The organism is Aestuariibaculum suncheonense, from assembly GCF_014596935.1.
Taxonomy (GTDB): Bacteria; Bacteroidota; Bacteroidia; order Flavobacteriales; family Flavobacteriaceae; genus Aestuariibaculum; species Aestuariibaculum suncheonense.
In genome coordinates this window covers 917,843-939,651 of sequence record NZ_JACVXC010000001.1, presented here as the reverse complement: position 1 = coordinate 939,651, position 21,809 = coordinate 917,843, and the positions used below count along the sequence as shown (strand labels likewise).

General features: G+C 38.3%; 18 protein-coding genes. 13 read left to right on the top strand and 5 right to left on the bottom strand.

The window, feature by feature from the left end; all coding sequences use genetic code 11:
• The first annotated feature begins 2 nt into the window (after window positions 1-2).
• The 4 genes from ICJ84_RS04235 to ICJ84_RS04220 all read left to right on the top strand — a co-directional run bounded on the left by ICJ84_RS04235 (window position 3) and on the right by ICJ84_RS04220 (window position 5,522).
• Complete coding sequence (locus ICJ84_RS04235; RefSeq protein WP_188215099.1) at window positions 3-1,814, top strand: acyl-CoA dehydrogenase family protein; 1,812 nt, start codon at window positions 3-5, stop codon at window positions 1,812-1,814.
• Window positions 1,815-1,908: 94 nt separating this feature from the next.
• Window positions 1,909-3,243, top strand: coding sequence for a M28 family peptidase (locus ICJ84_RS04230; RefSeq protein ID WP_188215098.1), 1,335 nt, complete (start codon window positions 1,909-1,911; stop codon window positions 3,241-3,243).
• A 129-nt stretch (window positions 3,244-3,372) separates the two neighbouring features.
• The gene (locus ICJ84_RS04225; protein ID WP_317173646.1) at window positions 3,373-4,947 is read left to right on the top strand and encodes a M1 family metallopeptidase; all 1,575 of its coding nucleotides are present in this window, start codon (window positions 3,373-3,375) and stop codon (window positions 4,945-4,947) included.
• A gap of 5 nt (window positions 4,948-4,952) precedes the next feature.
• Window positions 4,953-5,522, top strand: a complete 570-nt coding sequence (locus tag ICJ84_RS04220; protein WP_188215096.1) for a YdeI/OmpD-associated family protein — start codon at window positions 4,953-4,955, stop codon at window positions 5,520-5,522.
• A gap of 4 nt (window positions 5,523-5,526) precedes the next feature.
• Here ICJ84_RS04220 and ICJ84_RS04215 read toward each other — a convergent pair whose 3' ends face one another.
• From ICJ84_RS04215 to ICJ84_RS04195, 5 genes are all read right to left on the bottom strand, one after another.
• Complete coding sequence (locus ICJ84_RS04215) at window positions 5,527-6,819, bottom strand: glycosyltransferase (protein WP_188215095.1); 1,293 nt, start codon at window positions 6,817-6,819, stop codon at window positions 5,527-5,529.
• Between the two features lie 11 nt (window positions 6,820-6,830).
• Complete coding sequence (locus ICJ84_RS04210; protein ID WP_188215094.1) at window positions 6,831-8,912, bottom strand: HAD-IIB family hydrolase; 2,082 nt, start codon at window positions 8,910-8,912, stop codon at window positions 6,831-6,833.
• A gap of 228 nt (window positions 8,913-9,140) precedes the next feature.
• Window positions 9,141-10,607, bottom strand: a complete 1,467-nt coding sequence (locus ICJ84_RS04205) for a MoxR family ATPase (RefSeq protein WP_188215093.1) — start codon at window positions 10,605-10,607, stop codon at window positions 9,141-9,143.
• 2 nt (window positions 10,608-10,609) lie between these two features.
• Window positions 10,610-11,737, bottom strand: a complete 1,128-nt coding sequence (locus tag ICJ84_RS04200; RefSeq protein ID WP_188215092.1) for a vWA domain-containing protein — start codon at window positions 11,735-11,737, stop codon at window positions 10,610-10,612.
• A gap of 87 nt (window positions 11,738-11,824) precedes the next feature.
• A complete protein-coding gene (locus ICJ84_RS04195) occupies window positions 11,825-12,502 on the bottom strand; it encodes a Crp/Fnr family transcriptional regulator (protein WP_188215091.1) in 678 nt (225 codons plus the stop codon).
• A gap of 144 nt (window positions 12,503-12,646) precedes the next feature.
• Here ICJ84_RS04195 and ICJ84_RS04190 point away from each other — a divergent pair, with 144 nt between their 5' ends.
• From ICJ84_RS04190 to ICJ84_RS04155, 9 genes are all read left to right on the top strand, one after another.
• Complete coding sequence (locus tag ICJ84_RS04190) at window positions 12,647-15,016, top strand: heavy metal translocating P-type ATPase (protein ID WP_188215090.1); 2,370 nt, start codon at window positions 12,647-12,649, stop codon at window positions 15,014-15,016.
• An 80-nt stretch (window positions 15,017-15,096) separates the two neighbouring features.
• Window positions 15,097-15,285 (top strand): cbb3-type cytochrome oxidase assembly protein CcoS, encoded by a 189-nt coding sequence (gene ccoS, locus ICJ84_RS04185; protein ID WP_188215089.1) that lies wholly within the window; start codon window positions 15,097-15,099, stop codon window positions 15,283-15,285.
• Between the two features lie 5 nt (window positions 15,286-15,290).
• Window positions 15,291-17,483, top strand: coding sequence for a cytochrome-c oxidase, cbb3-type subunit I (gene ccoN / locus ICJ84_RS04180; protein ID WP_188215088.1), 2,193 nt, complete (start codon window positions 15,291-15,293; stop codon window positions 17,481-17,483).
• 5 nt (window positions 17,484-17,488) lie between these two features.
• Window positions 17,489-17,674: a CcoQ/FixQ family Cbb3-type cytochrome c oxidase assembly chaperone gene (locus ICJ84_RS16945; RefSeq protein WP_241739553.1), complete on the top strand. Its 186-nt coding sequence runs from the start codon at window positions 17,489-17,491 to the stop codon at window positions 17,672-17,674.
• Window positions 17,671-18,555, top strand: coding sequence for a cbb3-type cytochrome c oxidase N-terminal domain-containing protein (locus ICJ84_RS04175; RefSeq protein WP_188215087.1), 885 nt, complete (start codon window positions 17,671-17,673; stop codon window positions 18,553-18,555). The genes ICJ84_RS16945 and ICJ84_RS04175 overlap by 4 nt, the downstream gene beginning before the upstream one ends.
• A gap of 40 nt (window positions 18,556-18,595) precedes the next feature.
• A complete protein-coding gene (gene ccoG / locus ICJ84_RS04170) occupies window positions 18,596-20,020 on the top strand; it encodes a cytochrome c oxidase accessory protein CcoG (RefSeq protein ID WP_188215086.1) in 1,425 nt (474 codons plus the stop codon).
• Between the two features lie 12 nt (window positions 20,021-20,032).
• Window positions 20,033-20,479 carry a FixH family protein gene (locus tag ICJ84_RS04165; RefSeq protein ID WP_188215085.1) on the top strand — a complete coding sequence of 149 codons (447 nt, stop codon included), beginning with the start codon at window positions 20,033-20,035 and terminating at the stop codon, window positions 20,477-20,479.
• Entirely contained in the window at window positions 20,480-21,181 is a 702-nt protein-coding gene (locus tag ICJ84_RS04160) for a sulfite exporter TauE/SafE family protein (protein ID WP_188215084.1), read from the top strand. It begins immediately after the preceding gene.
• 180 nt (window positions 21,182-21,361) lie between these two features.
• A complete protein-coding gene (locus ICJ84_RS04155) occupies window positions 21,362-21,805 on the top strand; it encodes a pyridoxamine 5'-phosphate oxidase family protein (protein WP_188215083.1) in 444 nt (147 codons plus the stop codon).
• The last annotated feature ends 4 nt before the right edge of the window (window positions 21,806-21,809 follow it).

The window sequence follows — 21,809 nt, the reverse complement described above, 5'->3', positions numbered from 1 at the left end:
TTATGGAATCTACTAAACAAGATATCATTCGCGGCGGACAATTTTTGGTAAAAGAAACCAACTGCGAAGACATATTTACTCCCGAAGATTTTAGCGAAGAACAACGCATGATGAAAGATGCCGTTACCGAATTTGTCGATCGCGAACTTTGGCCTAACAAACCACGTTTTGAAGCCAAAGATTATGCCTTAACCGAATCCTGTATGCAAAAAGCAGCTGAAATGGGGTTCTTGGGCGTATCTGTTCCTGAAGAATACGGCGGTATGGGTATGGGCTTTGTAGATACCATGTTAGTCTGCGATTATATTTCAGGGGCTACCGGCTCTTTCAGTACAGCCTTTGGAGCACATACTGGTATAGGTACCATGCCTATTCTATTGTATGGCACCGAAGAACAAAAACAAAAATATGTTCCTAAATTAGCCTCAGGCGAATGGTTCGGATCATATTGTTTAACCGAACCAGGGGCGGGTAGTGATGCCAACTCTGGAAAAACGACGGCTACCCTTTCGGAAGACGGAAAAAGCTATAAAATTAACGGTCAGAAAATGTGGATTTCTAACGCGGGATTCTGTAGTTTAATGATCGTTTTCGCCCGCATTGAAGATGATAAATACATCACCGGTTTCATTGTTGAATACGATTCAGAAAACCCAAATGGCATAACTATGGGTGAAGAAGAACACAAACTAGGGATTCGTGCGTCTTCAACACGTCAGGTCTTTTTCAATGATACCGTAGTACCTGTTGAAAACATGTTATCTTCAAGAGGAAACGGTTTTAAAATTGCAATGAATGCCCTAAATGTTGGACGTATAAAATTAGCTGCAGCCTGTTTAGATGCACAACGTCGCACCATCACCGAATCTGTAAAGTATGCTAACGAGCGTATTCAGTTTAAAACCGCGATTTCAAGTTTTGGTGCTGTGCGTCAGAAAATCGCTGAAATGGCAACCAATTGCTGGGTAGGAGAAGCGGCTAGTTATCGTGCTGCAAAAAACATAGAAGACCGTATTGAAATAAGAAAATCCGAAGGGAAAGACACACATCAGGAAGCTGAATTGAAAGGCGTTGAGGAATATGCTATTGAGTGCTCGATTTTAAAAGTGGCTGTTTCAGAATTCATTCAGCATTGTACAGACGAAGGCATTCAGATTTTTGGTGGTATGGGCTTCTCGGAAGACACACCAATCGAATCGGCCTGGAGAGATGCGAGAATTTCGAGAATTTACGAAGGCACTAACGAAATCAACCGTATGCTGAGTATTGGCATGCTCATCAAAAAAGCTATGAAAGGTCATGTTGACGTACTTGGTCCTGCGATGGCTGTTAAAGATGAACTCATGGGAATTCCTTCATTTGAAGCCCCAGATTACACAGCATTGTTTTCAGAAGAAAAAAACATCATTAAAAATCTTAAGAAATTGTTCTTAATGGTGGCCGGAGCAACCCTTCAAAAATATGGTGAAGACATTGAAAAGCATCAGCAACTCATGTTAGCTGCTTCCGATATTTTAATTCAGATTTACCTAGCGGAATCAGCCATTCTTCGTGCAGAAAAAATGGCTAAAAAAGATGGCGAAGACAAAGCTAAAGAACAGATTGCCATGGCTAAACTGAATTTATTCCATGCCATTGATGTAATTGAAACCGCGGGTAAACATTCCATCATTTCAATTTCTACTGGCGACGAACAACGCATGATGCTTATGGGCTTAAAACGTTACATCAAATATGTTAATATGCCTAACATTATAGAACTACGAAACATTATTGCCGACAAAGTGATTACTGAAAACAAATATTGTTTCTAAAATACAAAGTGACTAATTCAATTTTAAAAGCGTTTCAATGTAATTATTGAAGCGCTTTTATTTTTTTAAGTATTTTAGTGGAAACTAAAATCTTATGAAACTAACTACTACGTTTATTTTATACTTTATTACCCTGTTTATTTCGGCTCAAACCAATCAAAAAATCTATGATATCATCGATGCTGTTTCTGCAGAACGCATTGAAAAAGACATTGAAATTTTAGTGAATTTCGGTACCCGAAATACCTTCAGCGATACGGTTTCAAACACGAGAGGTATTGGTGCTGCACGTCGCTGGATTAAACAAGAATTTGAAACCATTTCCAGTAAATGTGATGATTGCTTAAAAGTATTTTACCAAAAAGATTTTGTAACGAAAGCAGAAAACAGTCGTGTACCTCATGATGCCTGGGTTGTTAATGTTATTGCCATTCAAAAAGGAACGAAATATCCAAATAGTTATATTATTATGAGTGGGGATATCGATTCTCGTGCCAGTGACACTATGGATTTTACAACCGACGCTCCCGGTGCTAACGATAATGCCTCAGGCATGGCTGGAACCATTGAAGCTGCAAGAGTTTTATCAAACTATAAATTTGAACATAGTATAGTATATGTTGGGTTATCCGGTGAAGAACAAGGACTTTTTGGAGGCAAAGGTTTAGCTAATTATGCCAAAGAGCATAACTGGAATATCATCGGTGTTTTTAATAACGACATGATTGGGAATATTAAAGGCGTTGACGGCGTTATTGACAACCGAGCATTCCGAATTTTCTCGGAGCCTGTTCCTGACAACGAACCTGAAAAAACCAGAAACTTACGCCGTTTTTACGGTGGTGAAGTCGACGGTAACTCACGTCAACTGGCAAGATACATTCATAATACCACCAAGACCTACATGCCAGAAATGAATCCCATGATAATTTACAGATTAGATCGCTTTGGTCGTGGCGGGCATCATCGTCCGTTTAACGACTTAGGATTTCCTGCGATTCGTATTATGGAAGCGCATGAAAACTATACGCAACAGCATCAGGACATACGCGAGGAAAACGACATAAAATATGGCGATGTTTTAGAACATGTTAATTTTGAATACGCAAAAAAGCTTACTGCGGTAAACGCCATAAATATGGCAAGTCTGGCCTCTGCCCCACCGGCTCCTACCGAAGTTGCTATTGGTGGCATTGTTGAAGCTTCAGCGAAATTAAAATGGAATAAAGTTAATGGTGCGAAAGGGTATAAAATTTACTGGCGCGACACCACCTCTCCTACCTGGGATTACAGTAGATACGTAGGGGATATTTCAGAATTTACCTTACAAGGTATTGTGATTGATAATTATTTCTTTGGAGTCTCCGCAGTTGGTGATGATGGCTTCGAAAGTGTTGTGGTATTTCCTAACAGTATTATTAGAAATTAACAAAGCTTTAGCAGCCTTTTAAATTGGTTTTTAATTAATTTACCACTTAAATTAAAACTAATGAACATCCGATTTTTACTATTTTCCATATCGCTTTTTACATTATCTCTTTCGGCGAAAGCCCAGTTAATGACCGATAAAACTGAATTCACACAACAAGACACGCTTCGTGGTAGTATTACGTCTGAGCGCGTTTGGTGGGATTTAACCTACTACCATTTAGATGTGGAAATCGCTCCTAATCAAAAGTTTATTTCCGGAAAAAACACGATTCAATATAAGGTTTTAAATCAGCAGTCGGTCATGCAAATCGACTTACAAGAACCGTTAAAAATCACCAAGGTGACTCAAAACGGAAAAGCTTTAAAAGTCGAACATAACGGCAACGCACATTTTGTTACCTTAAAACAAAAGCAAACTGTGGGAACCACAAAAAACATAGAAGTATATTATGAAGGACATCCTAAGGAAGCTATTAAAGCTCCTTGGGATGGTGGTTTCTCCTGGAAAAAAGACAAACATGGCAATCCGTTTGTTGCAACTTCTTGTCAGGGATTAGGAGCCAGCGTTTGGTGGCCTTGTAAAGATCATATGTACGATGAAGTAGATAGCATGGATATTAGTGTAACTGTTCCGAAAGGCCTTATAGATGTCTCTAACGGACAATTTTCTGGAAAAACTGAAAACGAAACCACAACCACTTACAACTGGACAGTAAAAAACCCAATCAACAACTATGGTGTAAACGCGAATGTGGGTGATTATGTGCATTTTTCGGAAATCTACGAAGGTGAAAAAGGCCCTTTAAACATGGATTACTACGTGTTACGTGACAATTTAGAAAAAGCCAAAGAACAGTTTAAACAGGCCCCTAAAATGATGAAGGCTTTCGAACATTGGTTTGGCCCTTATCCGTTTTACGAAGATGGTTTTAAAATTGTGGAAACGCCTTATTTAGGTATGGAACATCAAAGTTCGGTTACCTACGGAAACGGTTTTAGAAACGGCTATTTAGGACGTGATCTTTCCGGCACTGGCTGGGGCTTAAAATTCGATTTTATCATTGTTCACGAATCAGGACACGAATGGTTTGCAAATAACATCACTTATAAGGATGCTGCTGATATGTGGATTCATGAAAGTTTCACTAACTATTCAGAATCTCTGTATTTAGAGTATTATTTCGGAAAAGAAGCAGCTTCAGAATACGTTATTGGTATCAGAAAAAATATTCTGAACGACAAACCCATTATTGGTCCGTATAATGTCAACAAAGAAGGCTCTGGCGATATGTACTATAAAGGTGCCAATATGATTCACACGCTTCGTCAATTGATTGAGGATGATGCTAAATTCCGAAACATATTACGTGGCATGAATGAAACCTTTTACCACCAAACCGTTACCACAAAACAAATTGAGGATTACATCAGCAAACAAACCGGTTACGATTTACAAGAATTTTTCGATCAATATTTAAGAACAACAAATATTCCAACACTGGAATATGCGATTGATAATAGTGAACTTAAATTTCGTTGGACGAATATTGTTGAAAACTTCGATATGCCAGTACTTGTAACCCTTAGCGGGAAAACGCAATGGATTTACCCAAAAGCCGACTGGAAAACCATCTCGCTAGATGCTGATGAAGCTACATTTCAAGTGGATCCTAATTTTTATATCGAAATCAAAAAAATATAATCCGTATGTTACCGGAGCTATACTTTAAAACCGATTTGGAATGGCGAAACTGGTTGCATGAAAATCATAGCAAAGCAACGGGCGTCTATTTAATTTTTTACAAGGTAGACCATGAAAACGACAGCATGCGTTGGGAAGAAGCTGTAAAAGTCGCCTTGTGTTATGGCTGGATTGATTCAACGGTTAAAAGTTTAGGTGATGGTAAACGCCGACAATACTTTACACCCAGAAACCCAAAAAGTGTTTGGAGTGCACTTAATAAACGTTATATTGAAGAATTACTAGCAGAAAATTTAATGCATACCAGTGGTTTAGAAATCATTGAAATTGCTAAGGAAAATGGCAGTTGGTCTGCACTAGACGATGTTGAAAACGGTATCATCCCAAATGATTTACAAATCGCATTTGATAAACATACCGAAGCTTACAACAACTACCTCAATTTTGCGCCTTCCTACAGAAAAAGTTATTTATACTGGCTCAATCAAGCCAAGCGCGAAGCCACAAGAAAAAAGCGCATAATTGAAATTATTCAATTATGCGCTGATAATATAAAGTCCAGAACTTCTTTTTAACGTTTTAATTATTAAAATGCGTATAAATACTAGATTCCATGGAACGTTGATTTATGGAGCTATTAAATATTGCCAGAATACGTTTAGCAATTCCTGTCCAGCCAAAATTACGACGCGCAAAACGGGCACCTTCCACAGATAATTCATTACGTAATTTAGGATACAATAACGGCATCGATAACATCGCTCCAAATTCAAGAGGACGATGCGGATCGGCAAACAACGCCTGATTACCAAAATCAATTAAATCATATAAACCACCATGCACCGTAACCACACTTGGTGTACCACAAGCCATAGCTTCAATCGCTACCATGCCAAACGGCTCATAACGCGATGGCATAGCAAAAATATTAGCAGAACGATATACATTTGCCAGATCTTCATCGGCAATGTAATTTTTCCAGGTGATCTTATCTAACACGCCCAATTCGCCCGCTATTTTTTTTAAGCCTTCAACTCCTTTGTCATCTTGTTTGGAATTATCACCTCCAATAGCAGCCACCAAACGTGCTTCCGGACACAGCTCAAATACGGTTGGCAACGCCTGAATCAGTAAATCATAGCCTTTATTGTGTGCCATACGCCCAAGCGCTAATATATCGGTTGGATGAATATCGTATTTGGCCCTTATTTTATCGTTTTCCTTACTTGGCACCGGGAAGAATCGGTTTTCATCAATTCCCGGAGGAATCATGCCGCAATTACGAGGCAATACATCATACTGCTGCGTTAACAAATCGACCTGCGGTAAAGTGGTTGCTATAACATAATTACACATTTGATACACGAAATATTCCTTTCGAATACGCTCTTTAAAACGATACTTTTTCTCCATTTCTTCTTCATCCATATCGCTTCCCATAGTATGTTGTTTCCACCAACCCAAGGAATGTGGTGTATGCACATGACAAATGCCTAACTCTTCCGCTATTTTTTGTCCGGCCCAACCGGCATCCCAATAGTGCGTATACACGACATCATACTTTTTACGCTCCTTTTTAATAGCTGCTAAACAGTTGGTTACAAACTTTTTCAAGTGATCGTGCATATCTTCCTTTCTGATGAATTTTTTCCCTCCAAAGGGAATACGCCAGATACTGTAATTCTCATCGACGTGATCGTATTCCGGCTGATCTTCAAACTGTCGCGTTACTAAATCAACTCGTTTACCTAATCGGCTAAAACGTTCTGCGAGCTCTAAAACATAAACTACTTGTCCTCCTGTATCTGGTTTTCCTAATTCGGCATTAGCACCTACATATCCGTGCAAAGAGATCATTAAAATTGACTTCATATTTTTATATTTTAGTTATTAATTACTTTTAAATCGTTACATGCAGAAATATACTGAGCCGCAGACCAAGCCTGATAGGCTTTCCCCATTGCCCTACCGGAAGTTCCGTGTGCCCACTCGGTGAATTCCCATTCTTCGGTTAAACCTTGCTTATTAATTAATGCCAACTTATATAACTCTGAAATCGCTACTTCGCGTAACCCTAGTTTATTAACGAACTTAACCCAGAATCCGCCAACAAAAGGCCAAATACCTCCATTATGGTAATGATGTGGCAAGTTTAACAGATTCACAGTGTAATAAGGTCTCCAGTCCGGATCGCCAGGAGTTACCACCGGATAAACATTGCGAATTGGAAACGGATCGTTAACGCCAACCCCTAACAAAAATTTAAAGGTTTGATGTGCTTTTTCGGCATCGACTGTACCGTGTAAAAAGGCTAGGACATTACCGAACACATCACAACGCCAGCTAAAATCAAACGGAGTGGTTTGCGCTATTAAATACGAGGTATCCCCAAGGGTAAACTGGCGTTCGGCAAAGGATACGGACTGAAATAGTTTTTGTTGTGTTGACGGCCAGAAATTCTGTAATATTTCCTTTTTAATAACTTGCGACCAGCGAATATATTCCCCAGCTTCCTCGTAATCTCCGAGCATTTCCAACATTCTACCAAAACACACGTTGGCGCGATACCATAGAATTTCATCATAAAGAATGTTATAACTTCCGCCGAATAAATCCGTCCAATCCCCGGCTTCAGGAATTTCTAATAACGCATCGTTATTACTGTCGTGAGCCCCTAGCCATCGCATAGTTTCTTTAATATCGGAAATGTACTTACGAAGAAAATCAATATCTTTCGTTACGTTCACATACTCGTAAAAGGCAATTACCACCCAAATGCCACTATCAATTGAACAAATACCACCAACACCCGAATAATCGGGGATATTGTCTTTAATGCGCACATTCGAAGGTATTTGTCCGTTTCTAGAAATGTGATTGAATAAGGTAATTAAGGTCTGCCTTTGGCATTTATGAATTTCCTCTTCGTGAATAAGCGATAACGAACCAATAACGGTAATCGCGCCATCTCTTGCCCAAACGCTATGATAATTCTCATCGGTGCCGTTAGGCACATTATCTTTGATAGAACAGGCTGAAAAACCTAAGGGTGTAATATTCTTCTTTAAAGCAATAATAGCCTTTTCATAGCCTTCGCGAATGAGTGTTAATTTTTCCTGATCATCCTCATCGGCAATATTATTTAACTCCTGCTGAATGAAATAATCATCGGTGTGGTCTTCTTCCAAACAGGTTTTGGCTTCCTCTGGTAAAATCCCATAAAACACCAAGCCTTCAATTACACCGTTGCCATGATCGCCTTCTGCGTGGTACACCTGTCGGTATTTGGTAAATTTATAAAGTTCTTCATGAGCATTAGCCACAACAACACCGCGAATGCCTTTCATATCGAACATGGCGGAATCGTTACCACTATCACCGGCCACCAAAACATTATCGGTTGTTAAATTCAATTTGGAAAGCAGCCACTGTAAAGCATTGCCTTTATTGGCCCATTTAGGTAATACATCTAAAAACTTATTACCAGAATAGACCACATTAACATACATATTGGCCTTTTCAAAATCGGCTTCAATACTTTCTATCAGTTCATCATCGGCATCATGAAAAAAATAACTCCGCTTATATGAATGTTGAAACTTTGCCGGTTGTTCACTTATGGGATGATCTATACTCTGCACCAGTTTTTCAACAGCCTCTAAATCCCATCCTTCATCTAAAACATCATTAAATTCTTTAACAACACAATTGTGGTTACAATCATAAATAAGCGTTCCAACACCTCCAATAATATAGTCTGGTTTGGGCAGAACGCCTTTCTTTATAAGCAGAAGCACATCATCTATTAACCGACCTGTATTATAAGTAAGTATAATATCATCGGGTTTGTACTTCTTCCAGATCTTTTTAAAATTGCTTTTAAGCGTGTGAAATTCTATTAATGTGTTATCAATATCAAAAGAAAGGAGCTTGATAGGACTCTTGTCTGTAGGTTTTGTTTCCATATTAAGAAATTCTGAAGTGTTTTTTATTGATTTTGGATTAAAAAGCACCAAAAACACGTGGTTTTTGCTTAATATACGCAAAAAATCACGAAAAACCACCCAAAACAACTCTCTACAAAACCATGAAAACTATTTTTTATTGGAATAAAAAAAATAGGTGGTTTAAAATACAGATATGTAAATTAAACCACCTTATACCATGAATATGTAAATTGAGCAAAAAAGCTTCTAAATACCACTTATAAAACTACCATACGGATCTTTAAATTGCATGCCTTCGGTAAAACGATGCTTGCTTAACTGCTTATATTCAGCAAGTGCCCAAAGCACAAATTCTTTCATAAAATAACTATCTGCCTGGTCTAAATTCGGTTGGTATGTCCCTAATAAATCATCTAGAGGTGCCACGGCATCCAACACACTCCTATATTCCTTATCTCGTAAACTATCTAGTAACTCAAATCCATCTTTCTGATTAAAAAACCACGACACAATATCGTCATACGGACTTTCATCTTCCTGCTTTTTTAGTTTTTCAATTTTCGGAAAATATTCGTTGAATAAAGTTTTAACAGCCTCTCCTATTAAATTATAAGCCACAATTGCAGCTCCTTCCTGCTCTCCCTCATAGACCAATTCTACTTTTCCGGTAATGGAAGGTATTACGCCTAAAAAGTCTGATAACCGAACGGTTGTTTTATCATCACCTGATAATAGGGCACGACGCTCGGCTGTACTTAATAAATTCTCTAAAGCGGTAATGCTTAAACGCGCACTTACGCCACTTTTGGCATCGATATAATCACTTTCTCTGGCTTCAAAAACAATTTGTTCTAATAAATTGCGCGCCAAATCCGGTACCACAACAGTGTCTTTCTGGCTTTCAACCAATTTAGCTTCCTGCTCTGTGATTAATTTTGCCGTTTCTATATCAACCGGATAATGGGTTAGAATTTGAGAACCTATTCGGTCTTTTAACGGTGTAACAATACTTCCGCGATTGGTATAGTCCTCAGGATTAGCAGTAAATACAAACTGCATATCTAAAGGTAATCGTAATTTAAAACCACGAATTTGAATATCGCCTTCCTGTAAAATATTGAATAAAGCCACCTGAATTCTCGCTTGTAAATCGGGCAACTCATTAATTACAAAAATACAGCGGTTAGCACGTGGGATCATTCCATAATGAATCACACGGTCATCGGCGTAACTCAGTTTTAGGTTTGCCGCTTTAATCGGATCGACATCGCCAATAATATCAGCCACCGTCACATCGGGTGTGGCTAATTTTTCAGCAAAGCGCTCACTGCGATGCAGCCAGGCAATCGGCGTTTTATCTCCTTGTTCTTTAATCAATTCTTTGGCATATCGTGAAATAGGATGAAACGGATCGTCGTTAATTTCAGAACCCTCCACATAAGGAATATACTCGTCTAATAAATTCAGCATTAAACGGGCTAAACGTGTTTTTGCTTGTCCGCGTAATCCTAACAAATTTATATTATGTCGCGACAAAATCGCACGTTCCAGCTCGGGAATAACAGTATTTTCATAACCGTGAACCCCAACGAACGTGGTTTCTTTATGTTTTATCTTCTGAATTAAATTATCACGTAACTCATCTTTAATCGATTTACTTACGTAACCTGATTGTTTTAAATCGCCTAGTGTTTTTATGTTTTCAATATTCATAATTATCCTCTAATTCGCTTTTTTCTATTGGTTTCGTAATCTTCAAAAATCATTTCTCCCAGACCTTTAAGTCCGGTGTAAAAAGCTTTACCCTGATTAGCATAGGTAAACTCTCGAACAAACTGCATCAAATAATTATCCTGAGCAATCATAAACGTGGTGATGGGAATATGCAGGCGTCTGGCCTGTTGTGCCATGGCATAACATTTATTAACAATGTTAGGATTCAACCCGAAACTATCTTTAAAATACTCGCCGTTTGATAAACGCAAACAACTAGGTTTACCATCTGTAATCATAAAAATTTGTTTATTGGTATTTCGCTTTCTGCGAAGTAAATCCATTGCCAGTTGCAAGCCTGCTACCGTATTGGTGTGGTAAGGCCCAACCTTTAAATACGGTAAATCTTTAATCTCAATCTGCCAGGCATCGTTACCAAACACCAGAATATCTAACGTGTCTTTTGGGTATCGCGTGGTAATAAGTTCAGCTAAAGCCATTGCGACTTTTTTTGCCGGCGTGATGCGGTCTTCACCGTATAAGATCATACTATGACTAATATCAATCATAAGTATGGTACTCATCTGTGATTTATGAAGCGTTTCTTCAACCACCAAATCGTTTTCCGAAAGGTTAAAATCTGAAACCCCATGATTAATCTGAGCGTTCTTCAAACTCTCGGTCATCGACACCTTATCTAAGGCATCACCGAACTGATAAGCTCTAAAATCACCGGTATGTTCGTCACCTATTCCTAAACCTTTACTTCTGTGATTACCCTGACCGCTTCGCTTTATCTTTCCAAAAATCTGATCTAAAGCTTGCTGACGAATGGCTCGTTCGGTTTTGGCAGTAATCGCCATACCACCATTGCCATCAGAATCAAGTTCTTCACGGATATATCCCTTTTTAATCAGGTCTTCAATAAAATCATCAATGGTGTATTCGGGTGTGGTGAGTTTGTATTCTTTGTCGAGTTCGCGAAGCCAATCGATGGCCTCATCAAAATCGCCTGAAGTATGCGTTATTAACTCTTTAAAAATATCGAATAACGTATCAAATAGCGATTGTTCCGGCGCTTCGTACGACTTAAAAACAAACCCTTTTCTTAAAGTAATATCTCGTTTCATAGCTGTATAAAATTACTATATTTTTACACAACATACACGGTAACACCATTGGAAATATCTATAGGTAATAGAAGATTGTCAATAGAACTATTCTACGCGCTTCAAACCTTCCAGATTTTCAATCTTGATTTTTTTACCGGAAGTTGAGATTAAGCCTTGTTTTTTAAACTGCGAAAGCACTCTGATGGCGGACTCCACAGCAGTACCAACTATATTAGCATAATCTTCGCGAGATAGAATGACACTTAGGGTTTTATCGGGATTGGTACCAAAACTTTCATAAAGATATACTAAGGTCTCAGCTAAACGCTGACGTACCGACTTTTGAGCCATATTGACAATAATATCGTCGGCTTGTCTTAAATCATTAGCCATATCCTTTAAAACATCCATAGAAAAGTTAGCATTTTTACTTAAATCGCTAATAATTTCAGATTTAGGAATAAAGCAAACTTCCATATCATTCAAAGCCACGGCACTAAGGTTAGCGGTTTCTTCGGTAACCAAAGACCGTTGCCCCAATAAATCACCTTTAACAACCAACTTAACAATTTGGTCTTTTCCATTAGCACTTAACTTGGATAATTTACAGATACCATCTTTGATACAGAAAACACCGTTAACAATATCGCCTTCTTCAAAAATAACTTCGCCTTTCTTAATCGTTTTTGAGGTTTTACATCCGGAAATACGCACCAATTCCTCTTTGGTAAGCGATTTTAAAGAATTAAATTGCTTAACAATACACTGTTCACATTTACTCATACCTAAAGTTTCTACGTTGTGTAAATGTAATAAATATATCTTAAAACATACATTTTTATAAGAACCTTAAAACATGATAAATATCATATTTTATGACAGAACCTTTTAAGATTTTTGTTACAGGTATAATTATGAGCAAATTCTATGGATCAAGACAATTGTTTCCACTGTGGTGATGTATGCGATTCGCAGGCTATTACATTCAACGAAAAAACCTTTTGTTGTAATGGATGCAAAACCGTGTATGAAATCTTTTCGGAAAACGACCTCACCTGCTACTACGACTTACAGGCAGCACCGGGTGCCACACCAAAAGATATTGAAGGTAAATACGATTTCTTAGCTCAGGAAAACATTATTGAAAAGCTAACCGAATTTAACGACGGCACCACACAAATTGCTACGCTCTATATTCCGCATATTCATTGTAGCTCCTGTATTTGGATTCTGGAAAACCTCAACAAATTAAATCCAGGTATTTCATCCTCACAGGTAAATTTCGGTAAAAAGAATGTCCGAGTAACTTACAATGCCAATACCACTTCTCTAAAAGAGGTTGTGATTCTTTTAAGCAGCATTGGTTACGAACCGTATATTTCGCTTGACGACTTTAAAACAGGAAAAGCACAGGTAAACCGCTCACTTATTTACAAGTTAGGTATCGCAGGATTTGCCTTTGGAAATGTGATGTTCTTATCTTTTCCTGAATATTTTCAAGTTGGTGAATTCTGGCTAGAACAATACAAATACCTGTTCCGCTGGTTAATGTTTACCTTTTCGTTACCTGTGGTATTTTATGCCGGACAAGATTATTTTATTTCCGCCTACAAAGGCTTACGTAAAGGCCTATTAAATATAGATGTGCCTATTGCTTTAGGTATTGCAGTGCTTTTTATTAGAAGTACTATGGACATCATTTTCGATTTGGGCTCCGGCTTTTTTGACAGCTTAACCGGACTGGTTTTCTTTTTATTGCTTGGGAAATTTTTCCAACAAAAAACCTATTCGTTTTTATCATTCGAGCGCGATTACAAATCGTACTTCCCGATTGCTATTACTAAAATTGAAAACGGGGTTGAAACCCCCATTCAGGTTTACGACATTAAACAAGGAGATCGACTACTCATTAGAAATGAAGAATTAATTCCTGCCGATGGTATTCTTATTAACGGAAACGCCAAAATAGATTACAGTTTTGTTACCGGCGAATCGAAAACCGTGAGCAAACAATCGGGTGACAAGCTTTTTGCCGGTGGTAAACAAACGACTGGTCTTATAGAGATGGAAGCTTTAAAATCGGTTGAACACAGTTACCTGACACAGTTATGGAGTCATGATGTGTTCAGTAAAAATAAAGAAGACCATTTTACAACCCTTACTAATGCCATTAGCAAACGCTTTACCATCGTGGTATTGAGCATTGCCGTTTTAGCCACAACCTACTGGATTTTGGTCGATTCTTCTAAAGCGGTTAATGTTTTTACTGCCGTGCTTATTATTGCCTGTCCTTGTGCTCTGGCCTTAGCAGCACCCTTTACGTTTGGCAACCTGCTGCGTATTTTTGGTAAACTGAAATTTTATGTAAAAAATGCTTCAGTTATCGAACAACTGGCAGAAATAAACACTGTGATTTTCGACAAAACCGGAACGATAACCTCTAATAAAAAAAGTACAGCAAGGTATGAAGGTGACTCGTTATCGTCATCAGAAGAGGTGCTGTTAAAAAACACCCTTCGTGGCTCTAATCATCCTTTAAGCAGAACCCTTTACGACATTCTGGATGAACACAATATCGTTTCCTTAAATCATTTTGAAGAACATCTGGGAAAAGGCATTGAAGCCTCTTATCAAAACGATCAGATTAAAATTGGTTCGGCAAGTTTTGTCGGAGCTCATGAAACGTCAGTATTAAATACCACGGTACATATCAGTACCAATAATCAATACAAAGGAAAATACACCTTTTACAACAGTTACCGTAAAGGCTTATCGAAGCTCTTCAATAAACTAAAAAAAGACTTCGATCTGGTGATTCTTTCTGGCGATAATGCCGGTGAACAGGAAAACCTGAAAAAACTACTCCCTGCCAAAACCAAACTGATTTTCAATCAAAAACCAGACGACAAACTGGAATACATCAAATACCATCAGTCTGAAGGTGCTAAAGTGTTGATGGTTGGCGATGGTTTGAATGATGCAGGAGCCTTAGCACAGAGTAATGTGGGGATTGCCCTATCGGAAAACGTGAATGTTTTCTCTCCGGCCTGTGACGCTATTTTAGATGCCACAAAGTTTAATCAACTATATCATTTTATTAAAGCCTCGAAACAGGCTATAACTATAATTAAGTGGAGTTTTGTACTGTCGTTTATGTACAACAGTATCGGCATCTACTTTGCAGTAACCGGGCAATTAGCGCCTGTTATTGCAGCAATATTAATGCCTTTAAGTTCTATTAGTGTCGTGGTATTCACCACCATTGCTACAAATCTTTTAGGCAGAAGAATAAAATAAAGGTTAATTTTTCAAACATGATAAAAATCATGTTTTAAGAAACATTACCCGTTTAATTTTGACCCGTAACTTCAATAGGTATGAGTGTTATATATATGTTATTAGGTATTAGCATCGTGGTAGCTATCGTGTTCTTCGTTGCTTTTATTGTTGCTGTTAAAAAAGGACAGTACGATGATGATTACACCCCTTCGGTAAGAATGCTTTTTGAAGACGAATTAGTAAAAGACCAATCGAAAACAACCATTAAAAACAAAAAGACCAATTAATCATTATGGAAGTACAACAATTTTACTACGACAACAAGATTGTTAAAAAGTTCTTATTTGCGACCATGCTTTGGGGAGTTGTAGGAATGCTTGTAGGCTTGCTCTTAGCCTTTTTATTTTTGTTTCCGAACCTGACCGACGGTATTCCGTGGTTAAGTTTTGGACGACTAAGACCATTACACACCAATGCCGTTATTTTTGCCTTTGTTGGTAATGCCATTTTTGCCGGTGTGTATTATTCCTCACAACGCCTTTTAAAAACCAGAATGTTTAGCGATGTACTGAGCAATATTAACTTCTGGGGGTGGCAATTAATTATTGTGGCAGCAGCCATTTCCTTACCTTTAGGATACACCACTTCAAAAGAATACGCCGAACTGGAATGGCCTATTGATATTGCCATTGCTTTAGTTTGGGTTGCCTTTGGAGCCAACTTAATAGGAACTATTTTAAGACGTCGTCAGCGTCACTTATACGTAGCCATCTGGTTTTATCTGGCAACCTTTGTTACCGTTGCGGTACTTCATATTTTTAATAATATCGAAATTCCGGTGAGTGGTATGAAAAGTTACTCGGTTTACGCCGGTGTTCAGGATGCTTTAGTACAATGGTGGTACGGACATAATGCCGTAGCTTTCTTCCTAACTACACCGTTTTTAGGGTTGATGTATTACTTTGTACCAAAAGCTGCAAACCGCCCCATCTATTCGTACCGATTATCGATTATTCACTTCTGGTCTTTAATATTCATTTATATCTGGGCAGGCCCTCACCACTTACTGTACACGGCTTTACCTGAGTGGGCACAAAATTTAGGTGTTGCCTTCTCTGTGATGTTGTTAATGCCATCCTGGGGTGGTATGATTAATGGATTACTAACACTTCGTGGTGCCTGGGATAAAGTCCGCGTTGACCCGGTTTTAAAATTCATGGTGGTAGCACTTACCGGTTATGGTATGGCCACCTTTGAGGGGCCTATGTTGTCCCTTAAAAATGTGAATGCTATTGGTCACTTTACCGACTGGATTATCGCTCACGTACACGTTGGTGCCCTGGCATGGAACGGATTCCTTGCCTTTGGTATGATTTACTGGTTAGTACCAAGATTATTTAAAACACAATTATACTCTATAAAATTAGCCAATGCACACTTCTGGGTAGGCACTTTAGGAATTATTATCTATGCCTTACCGATGTACGTTGCCGGATTTACTCAGGCGAGCATGTGGAAACAGTTTAATCCAGACGGCACCTTAATGTATGGTAATTTCCTGGAAACCGTTACCGAAATCATCCCAATGTACTGGATGCGTGCTATTGGAGGTTCGCTATACATCTTCGGAATGTTTATTCTGGCCTACAACATCATTACAACTATTAAAAGATCTAAAAATGTCGTAACCGACGAATTGGCTGAAGCCCCTGCTTTAGAGCGTGTTTCCAAACACCGAACTGCAGGTGAAGGCTGGCACACCTGGTTAGAACGTAAACCAATCAAATTAACCATTTATGCAACCATTGCCATTTTAATTGGTGGTATTGTACAAATTGTTCCAACGATAATGGTTGAATCCAATATTCCAACACTAACCAGTGTTAAACCATATACACCTTTGGAATTAGAAGGCCGTGATATTTACATCCGCGAAGGTTGTGTGGGCTGTCACTCCCAAATGATTCGTCCGTTTAGAAGTGAAGTCGAACGCTACGGTGAATACTCTAAAGCCGGCGAATTTGTTTACGACCATCCGTTTTTATGGGGTAGTAAACGTACCGGACCTGATTTACACCGTATTGGTGGTAAGTACTCCGATAACTGGCACTTAAACCACTTATACGATCCGCAAAGCACCTCTTCCGGTTCGATCATGCCGGCTTACCAGTGGCTAGTGAAAAACGAGTTGGATAAATCGAAAACCGAAGATAAAATGCGTGCTATGGTAAGCTTGGGCGTTCCTTATAGCGACGACGAAATTACCAATGCACAGCAACACATGCTGGACCAGGGCACTCAAATTGAGCAAAACCTGTATACCGATCCTGATTTTGCAGAAACTTACGAAGTTGATAAAAAAGCCGGTGGAGCAGATTTTGTTGAAATGCGTAATCGTGAAATTGTAGCTGTTATTGCCTATTTACAACGATTAGGAACCGACATTAAGGTTAAAGATTCCGAAATGTCTTCAACTAATAACTAAACGTCATGATGAAATTTATAAAAAACCATATGGAGACCATTACCGGGGTAGAGATCTACCCCATCATCTCCCTGCTTATCTTTTTTATCTTTTTTGTAGTGCTATTCTGGTGGGTTGTAACTGCTAAAAAAGATTATATAAAAACTGTTAGTCACCTGCCACTAGAAAACCAAAACGACCAAACATTATGAGACAATCATTCCCTTCATGGTTAAGAGTGCCCATTATATTCTTTATAATTTTCTTCTTAGCCGAATACCTTATAGATTCTGGAGACAAACCAGCCTTTGTTGAATATCCGTTACTGGCATTGTTTCTATTGCTTGTACTGTTCATTTTAATCGCTATGGAAGGCATTGTAAGCTCCATGCGTTCTATTCTTTACAATAGCTTAGATGAAGCCGGTAAAGCCCGTTTTGATGCTGATCAGGCCACGCCTTCAAAATTCATACAATGGCTTAAAAACACTTATAAAGCACTTGTAGGGACCAAACCCATCGAGCAGGAACACGAATTAATTCTGGATCATAATTACGATGGCATACAGGAGTTAGATAACGATTTACCACCGTGGTGGTTATATGGGTTCTATGCCTCTATTGTGTTTGCGGCCATTTATTTATTACGCTATCATGTATTTAATGGTGACGGACAGTACGACGAATTAAACACCGAATATGCTGAAGCCCAGAAAGCTATTGAAGAATACAAAAAGACAGCTAAAGATTTAGTAGATTTTAATACGGTTGAATTATTAACCGATGCTTCCGACTTAAGTAATGGTAAAAAAATATACGACACCAACTGTATCGCTTGTCATAAAGCAGATGGTGGCGGTGGTATCGGACCAAACTTAACCGACGAATACTGGATTCTTGGTGGCGGTGTTAAAAATGTATTTAAAACCATTTCTGAAGGTGGCCGTGACGGAAAAGGTATGATTGCCTGGTCTAAAAACGGATTAAAACCATCAGAAATCGCACAGGTAGCAAGCTACGTAATCAGCTTTAAAGGTACAACCCCTGCAGAACCAAAAGCTGCAGAAGGAGACATTTGGAACGACGAAAACTAAAACGTTAAACACCTAACAAAAAACCTAAAACCAAAACAACTTGGAAACACCTAACAACGAATCTTTTAGAGATAGTATTGGCACGATGACCAAAGAAGGTAAACGTGCATGGGTGTACCCTAAAAAACCTAGTGGCAAACTCTATGAGTACCGCAAGATAACAAGCTACGTATTGCTGGCTTTTTTGTTTGCCGCGCCGTTTATTAAGGTCCAAGGAAATCAATTTTTGATGTTTAATGTTTTAGAACGTCGTTTCAATATTTTTGGTTTTCCATTCTGGCCTCAGGATTTCTACCTATTCGTATTGTCTATGATTATAGGTGTGGTATTCATCACCCTATTTACTGTAGCATTCGGACGCGTATTTTGTGGTTGGATTTGTCCACAAACCATATTTATGGAAATGGTCTTCAGACGTATTGAATACTGGATTGAAGGCGATAGAAATAAACAACGTAAACTGGACAAGCAGGTATGGAATGCCGAAAAAATAAGAAAGCGCAGCCTAAAGTGGTTCATCTTTTTAGTCATCTCCTTTCTTATTGCCAATATCTTTTTAGCTTACTTAATTGGTAGCGATAAGCTCTTGCAATACATCGGCGAAAACCCGTTAGATCATTTAGGCACGCTTATTCCACTTATCATTTTCACTGGGGTATTTTACTTTGTGTTTGCCTGGTTTAGAGAGCAGGTATGTATTATTGCCTGTCCTTACGGAAGATTACAAAGTGTTCTGCTGGATAATAAATCGATAGTTGTGGCTTACGACCATAAACGTGGTGAAGGTGACAACGGCAGAAAGAAATTCAGAAAAAATGAAGACCGTCAGGCTTTGGGCCATGGCGATTGCATAGACTGTTTACAGTGTGTTCACGTCTGCCCTACCGGAATTGATATTCGTAACGGTACACAGCTGGAATGTGTAAACTGTACCGCTTGTATTGACGAATGCGACCATATTATGGAAAGCATCAACTTACCAAAAGGATTAATTCGTTATGCCAGTGAAGACGAAATAGAAAAGAAACAAAAATTTAAACTTACAGCCCGAATGAAGGGCTACATAGCTGTTTTAACTATTTTAATAGGCGTATTTACAGGGCTTCTGCTTCTACGAAACGATGTTGAAGCCACTGTGTTACGTTTACCAGGACAACTTTACGAACATAAAGGCGAACAAATGATCAGCAATATTTTCACCTATAAACTGGTCAATAAAACCGTAAAGGAAATTGATGATGTGAGTTTTAAACTCAGAAAATACAAAGGCGACATTAAACTGGTTTCGGCCAATAATAATTTTAAAGTTCCTAAACAGGGTATTGCAGAAGGCACTATGTTTATCGAAATTAATAAAAGTGATTTGTCTGGCGATAAAAACAAACTAACGATTGATGTTTACAGCGGCGATGAACTTATTGAAACCACAACAGTAAATTTTCTAGGACCTAGAAGTTATAATTAAAAAACAAGACAAATGAAATTCAATTGGGGAACAGGTATAGCATTAGCTTTTGTAGCTTTTATTAGCTTCATCATGTATTTTATCATCACCATGAGTGTCGATAAAAAATACGATCACGATTTGGTGACTGAAGATTATTACGGACAGGAACTGGAGTTTCAAAACGATTTAAATAAAGAAACCAACGCTAAAACGTTAGCACATAATATAACTTACAATATATCGACTGAGGGGTTGATTATTCAATTTCCTGATGACTTAGATTATTCTAAAATTACAGGTACAGTGTTCCTATACAGACCATCTAATAAACAATTCGACTTTGAAATGCCTATTTCATTGTCAAACTACAATTTGCTCATACCTGACAAACGTTTATTGGATGGTCGCTGGAACATTAAAGTGGACTGGAAATATAACCAAAGTTCTTATCTCTATAAAAAAGAAATTATATACTAAATGCTTTGGTCTGCAATCATATTCGGTATTTTAGGAAGCTTTCACTGCGTTGGCATGTGTGGTCCTATTGCCTTTATGTTACCTGTAGACCGTAGCCATTCGGTTAAAAAAGTCGCTCAAATTTCCTCTTATCACATCGGGCGTTTACTGGCTTATAGTATTATTGGCTTATTATTCGGTCTCATTGGCAAAAGCTTTTACCTGTTTGGTGTACAGCAACAACTATCTATCGCCATTGGTATTCTAATGATTCTTATCATTCTTATCCCCACCAGAATATTCAATAGATACAATGCGTCCCAACCCATTTATATGCTTATTTCTAAAGTAAAATCGGCTTTAGGAAAGGCTCTGAAAAAGAAAACTGCAGATACCTTTTTAACCATTGGTTTCCTGAACGGGTTTTTACCCTGTGGATTGGTGTATATGGCTGTGTTTGCTGCCATCACGATGCCTTCGGCTTTACAAAGCAGTTTGTATATGACCTTGTTTGGCTTAGGCACGATGCCTTTAATGACCTCAGCCATTTATCTGGGTAAATTTTTAAACAACAGCATCAAACAACGCATTCAAAAAGCCGTACCGGTGTTTGTGATTATTATCGGACTTTTATTTATTCTTCGTGGTTTAGGTTTAGGTATTCCTTACCTATCGCCCAGCCCGGTTACAGAACTCGCCACCAGTGCCATAGATTGCCATTAAGGGCTTGCTGCTTTCAAGAAGGTTCCAACTGATTTAAATCATTTTTTTCATCCTTGTTATTCTGTAATTTTAAACATGGTAAATTCATGTGTTAAATGATAAATGATGCCCTGAATCTGATATTTACTAAACGCATTTATAAGCCTTACGTATTAAAACCATCAACTAAAACTAACGCTCATGGAAACTTTAGACTTACAAAAATGCGAGTACATTTTACACAACAACTACATTGGTCATCTGGCCTACATATACAATAAACGTCCGTTTGTGGTACCTATCACCTACTTATACAATAAAGATCAGATTATTATAGGGTATTCTGGTGAAGGTCATAAAATAAACGCGCTGAGATTGAACCCTAATGTGGCTTTAGAAGTTTCTGAAATTGATGCTATTGATAAATGGAAATCGGTTGTAGTACATGGCACTTACCAGGAACTAACCGGTAGTGGAGCCAAAGCCATGCTACACGAATTTTCTTTAGGTGTTAAAGAAGTCATCCTGAATAACGAAGGGCGCGACTTAGATTATATTCATGAATTTTCGGCGAAGGTAGAAAATGATTCGCCTGTTATTTACGCCATAAAAGTTGACGAAATAACAGGCAAACTCAGAATATAGTCAC

Bases quoted from the DNA above. Each gene is read 5' to 3' on its own strand.
- ICJ84_RS04205 (WP_188215093.1), bottom strand. From the start codon at position 10,607: ATGAATATTGAAAACATAAAAACACTAGGCGATTTAAAACAATCAGGT.
- ICJ84_RS04230 (WP_188215098.1), top strand. From the start codon at position 1,909: ATGAAACTAACTACTACGTTTATTTTATACTTTATTACCCTGTTTATT.
- ICJ84_RS04215 (WP_188215095.1), bottom strand. From the start codon at position 6,819: ATGAAGTCAATTTTAATGATCTCTTTGCACGGATATGTAGGTGCTAAT.
- ICJ84_RS16945 (WP_241739553.1), top strand. From the start codon at position 17,489: ATGATGAAATTTATAAAAAACCATATGGAGACCATTACCGGGGTAGAG.
- ICJ84_RS04190 (WP_188215090.1), top strand. From the start codon at position 12,647: ATGGATCAAGACAATTGTTTCCACTGTGGTGATGTATGCGATTCGCAG.
- ICJ84_RS04195 (WP_188215091.1), bottom strand. From the start codon at position 12,502: ATGAGTAAATGTGAACAGTGTATTGTTAAGCAATTTAATTCTTTAAAA.
- ICJ84_RS04165 (WP_188215085.1), top strand. From the start codon at position 20,033: ATGAAATTCAATTGGGGAACAGGTATAGCATTAGCTTTTGTAGCTTTT.
- ICJ84_RS04210 (WP_188215094.1), bottom strand. From the start codon at position 8,912: ATGGAAACAAAACCTACAGACAAGAGTCCTATCAAGCTCCTTTCTTTT.
- ccoN (WP_188215088.1), top strand. From the start codon at position 15,291: ATGGAAGTACAACAATTTTACTACGACAACAAGATTGTTAAAAAGTTC.
- ICJ84_RS04200 (WP_188215092.1), bottom strand. From the start codon at position 11,737: ATGAAACGAGATATTACTTTAAGAAAAGGGTTTGTTTTTAAGTCGTAC.
- ICJ84_RS04175 (WP_188215087.1), top strand. From the start codon at position 17,671: ATGAGACAATCATTCCCTTCATGGTTAAGAGTGCCCATTATATTCTTT.
- ICJ84_RS04155 (WP_188215083.1), top strand. From the start codon at position 21,362: ATGGAAACTTTAGACTTACAAAAATGCGAGTACATTTTACACAACAAC.
- ICJ84_RS04235 (WP_188215099.1), top strand. From the start codon at position 3: ATGGAATCTACTAAACAAGATATCATTCGCGGCGGACAATTTTTGGTA.
- ccoS (WP_188215089.1), top strand. From the start codon at position 15,097: ATGAGTGTTATATATATGTTATTAGGTATTAGCATCGTGGTAGCTATC.
- ICJ84_RS04225 (WP_317173646.1), top strand. From the start codon at position 3,373: ATGACCGATAAAACTGAATTCACACAACAAGACACGCTTCGTGGTAGT.
- ICJ84_RS04160 (WP_188215084.1), top strand. From the start codon at position 20,480: ATGCTTTGGTCTGCAATCATATTCGGTATTTTAGGAAGCTTTCACTGC.
- ICJ84_RS04220 (WP_188215096.1), top strand. From the start codon at position 4,953: ATGTTACCGGAGCTATACTTTAAAACCGATTTGGAATGGCGAAACTGG.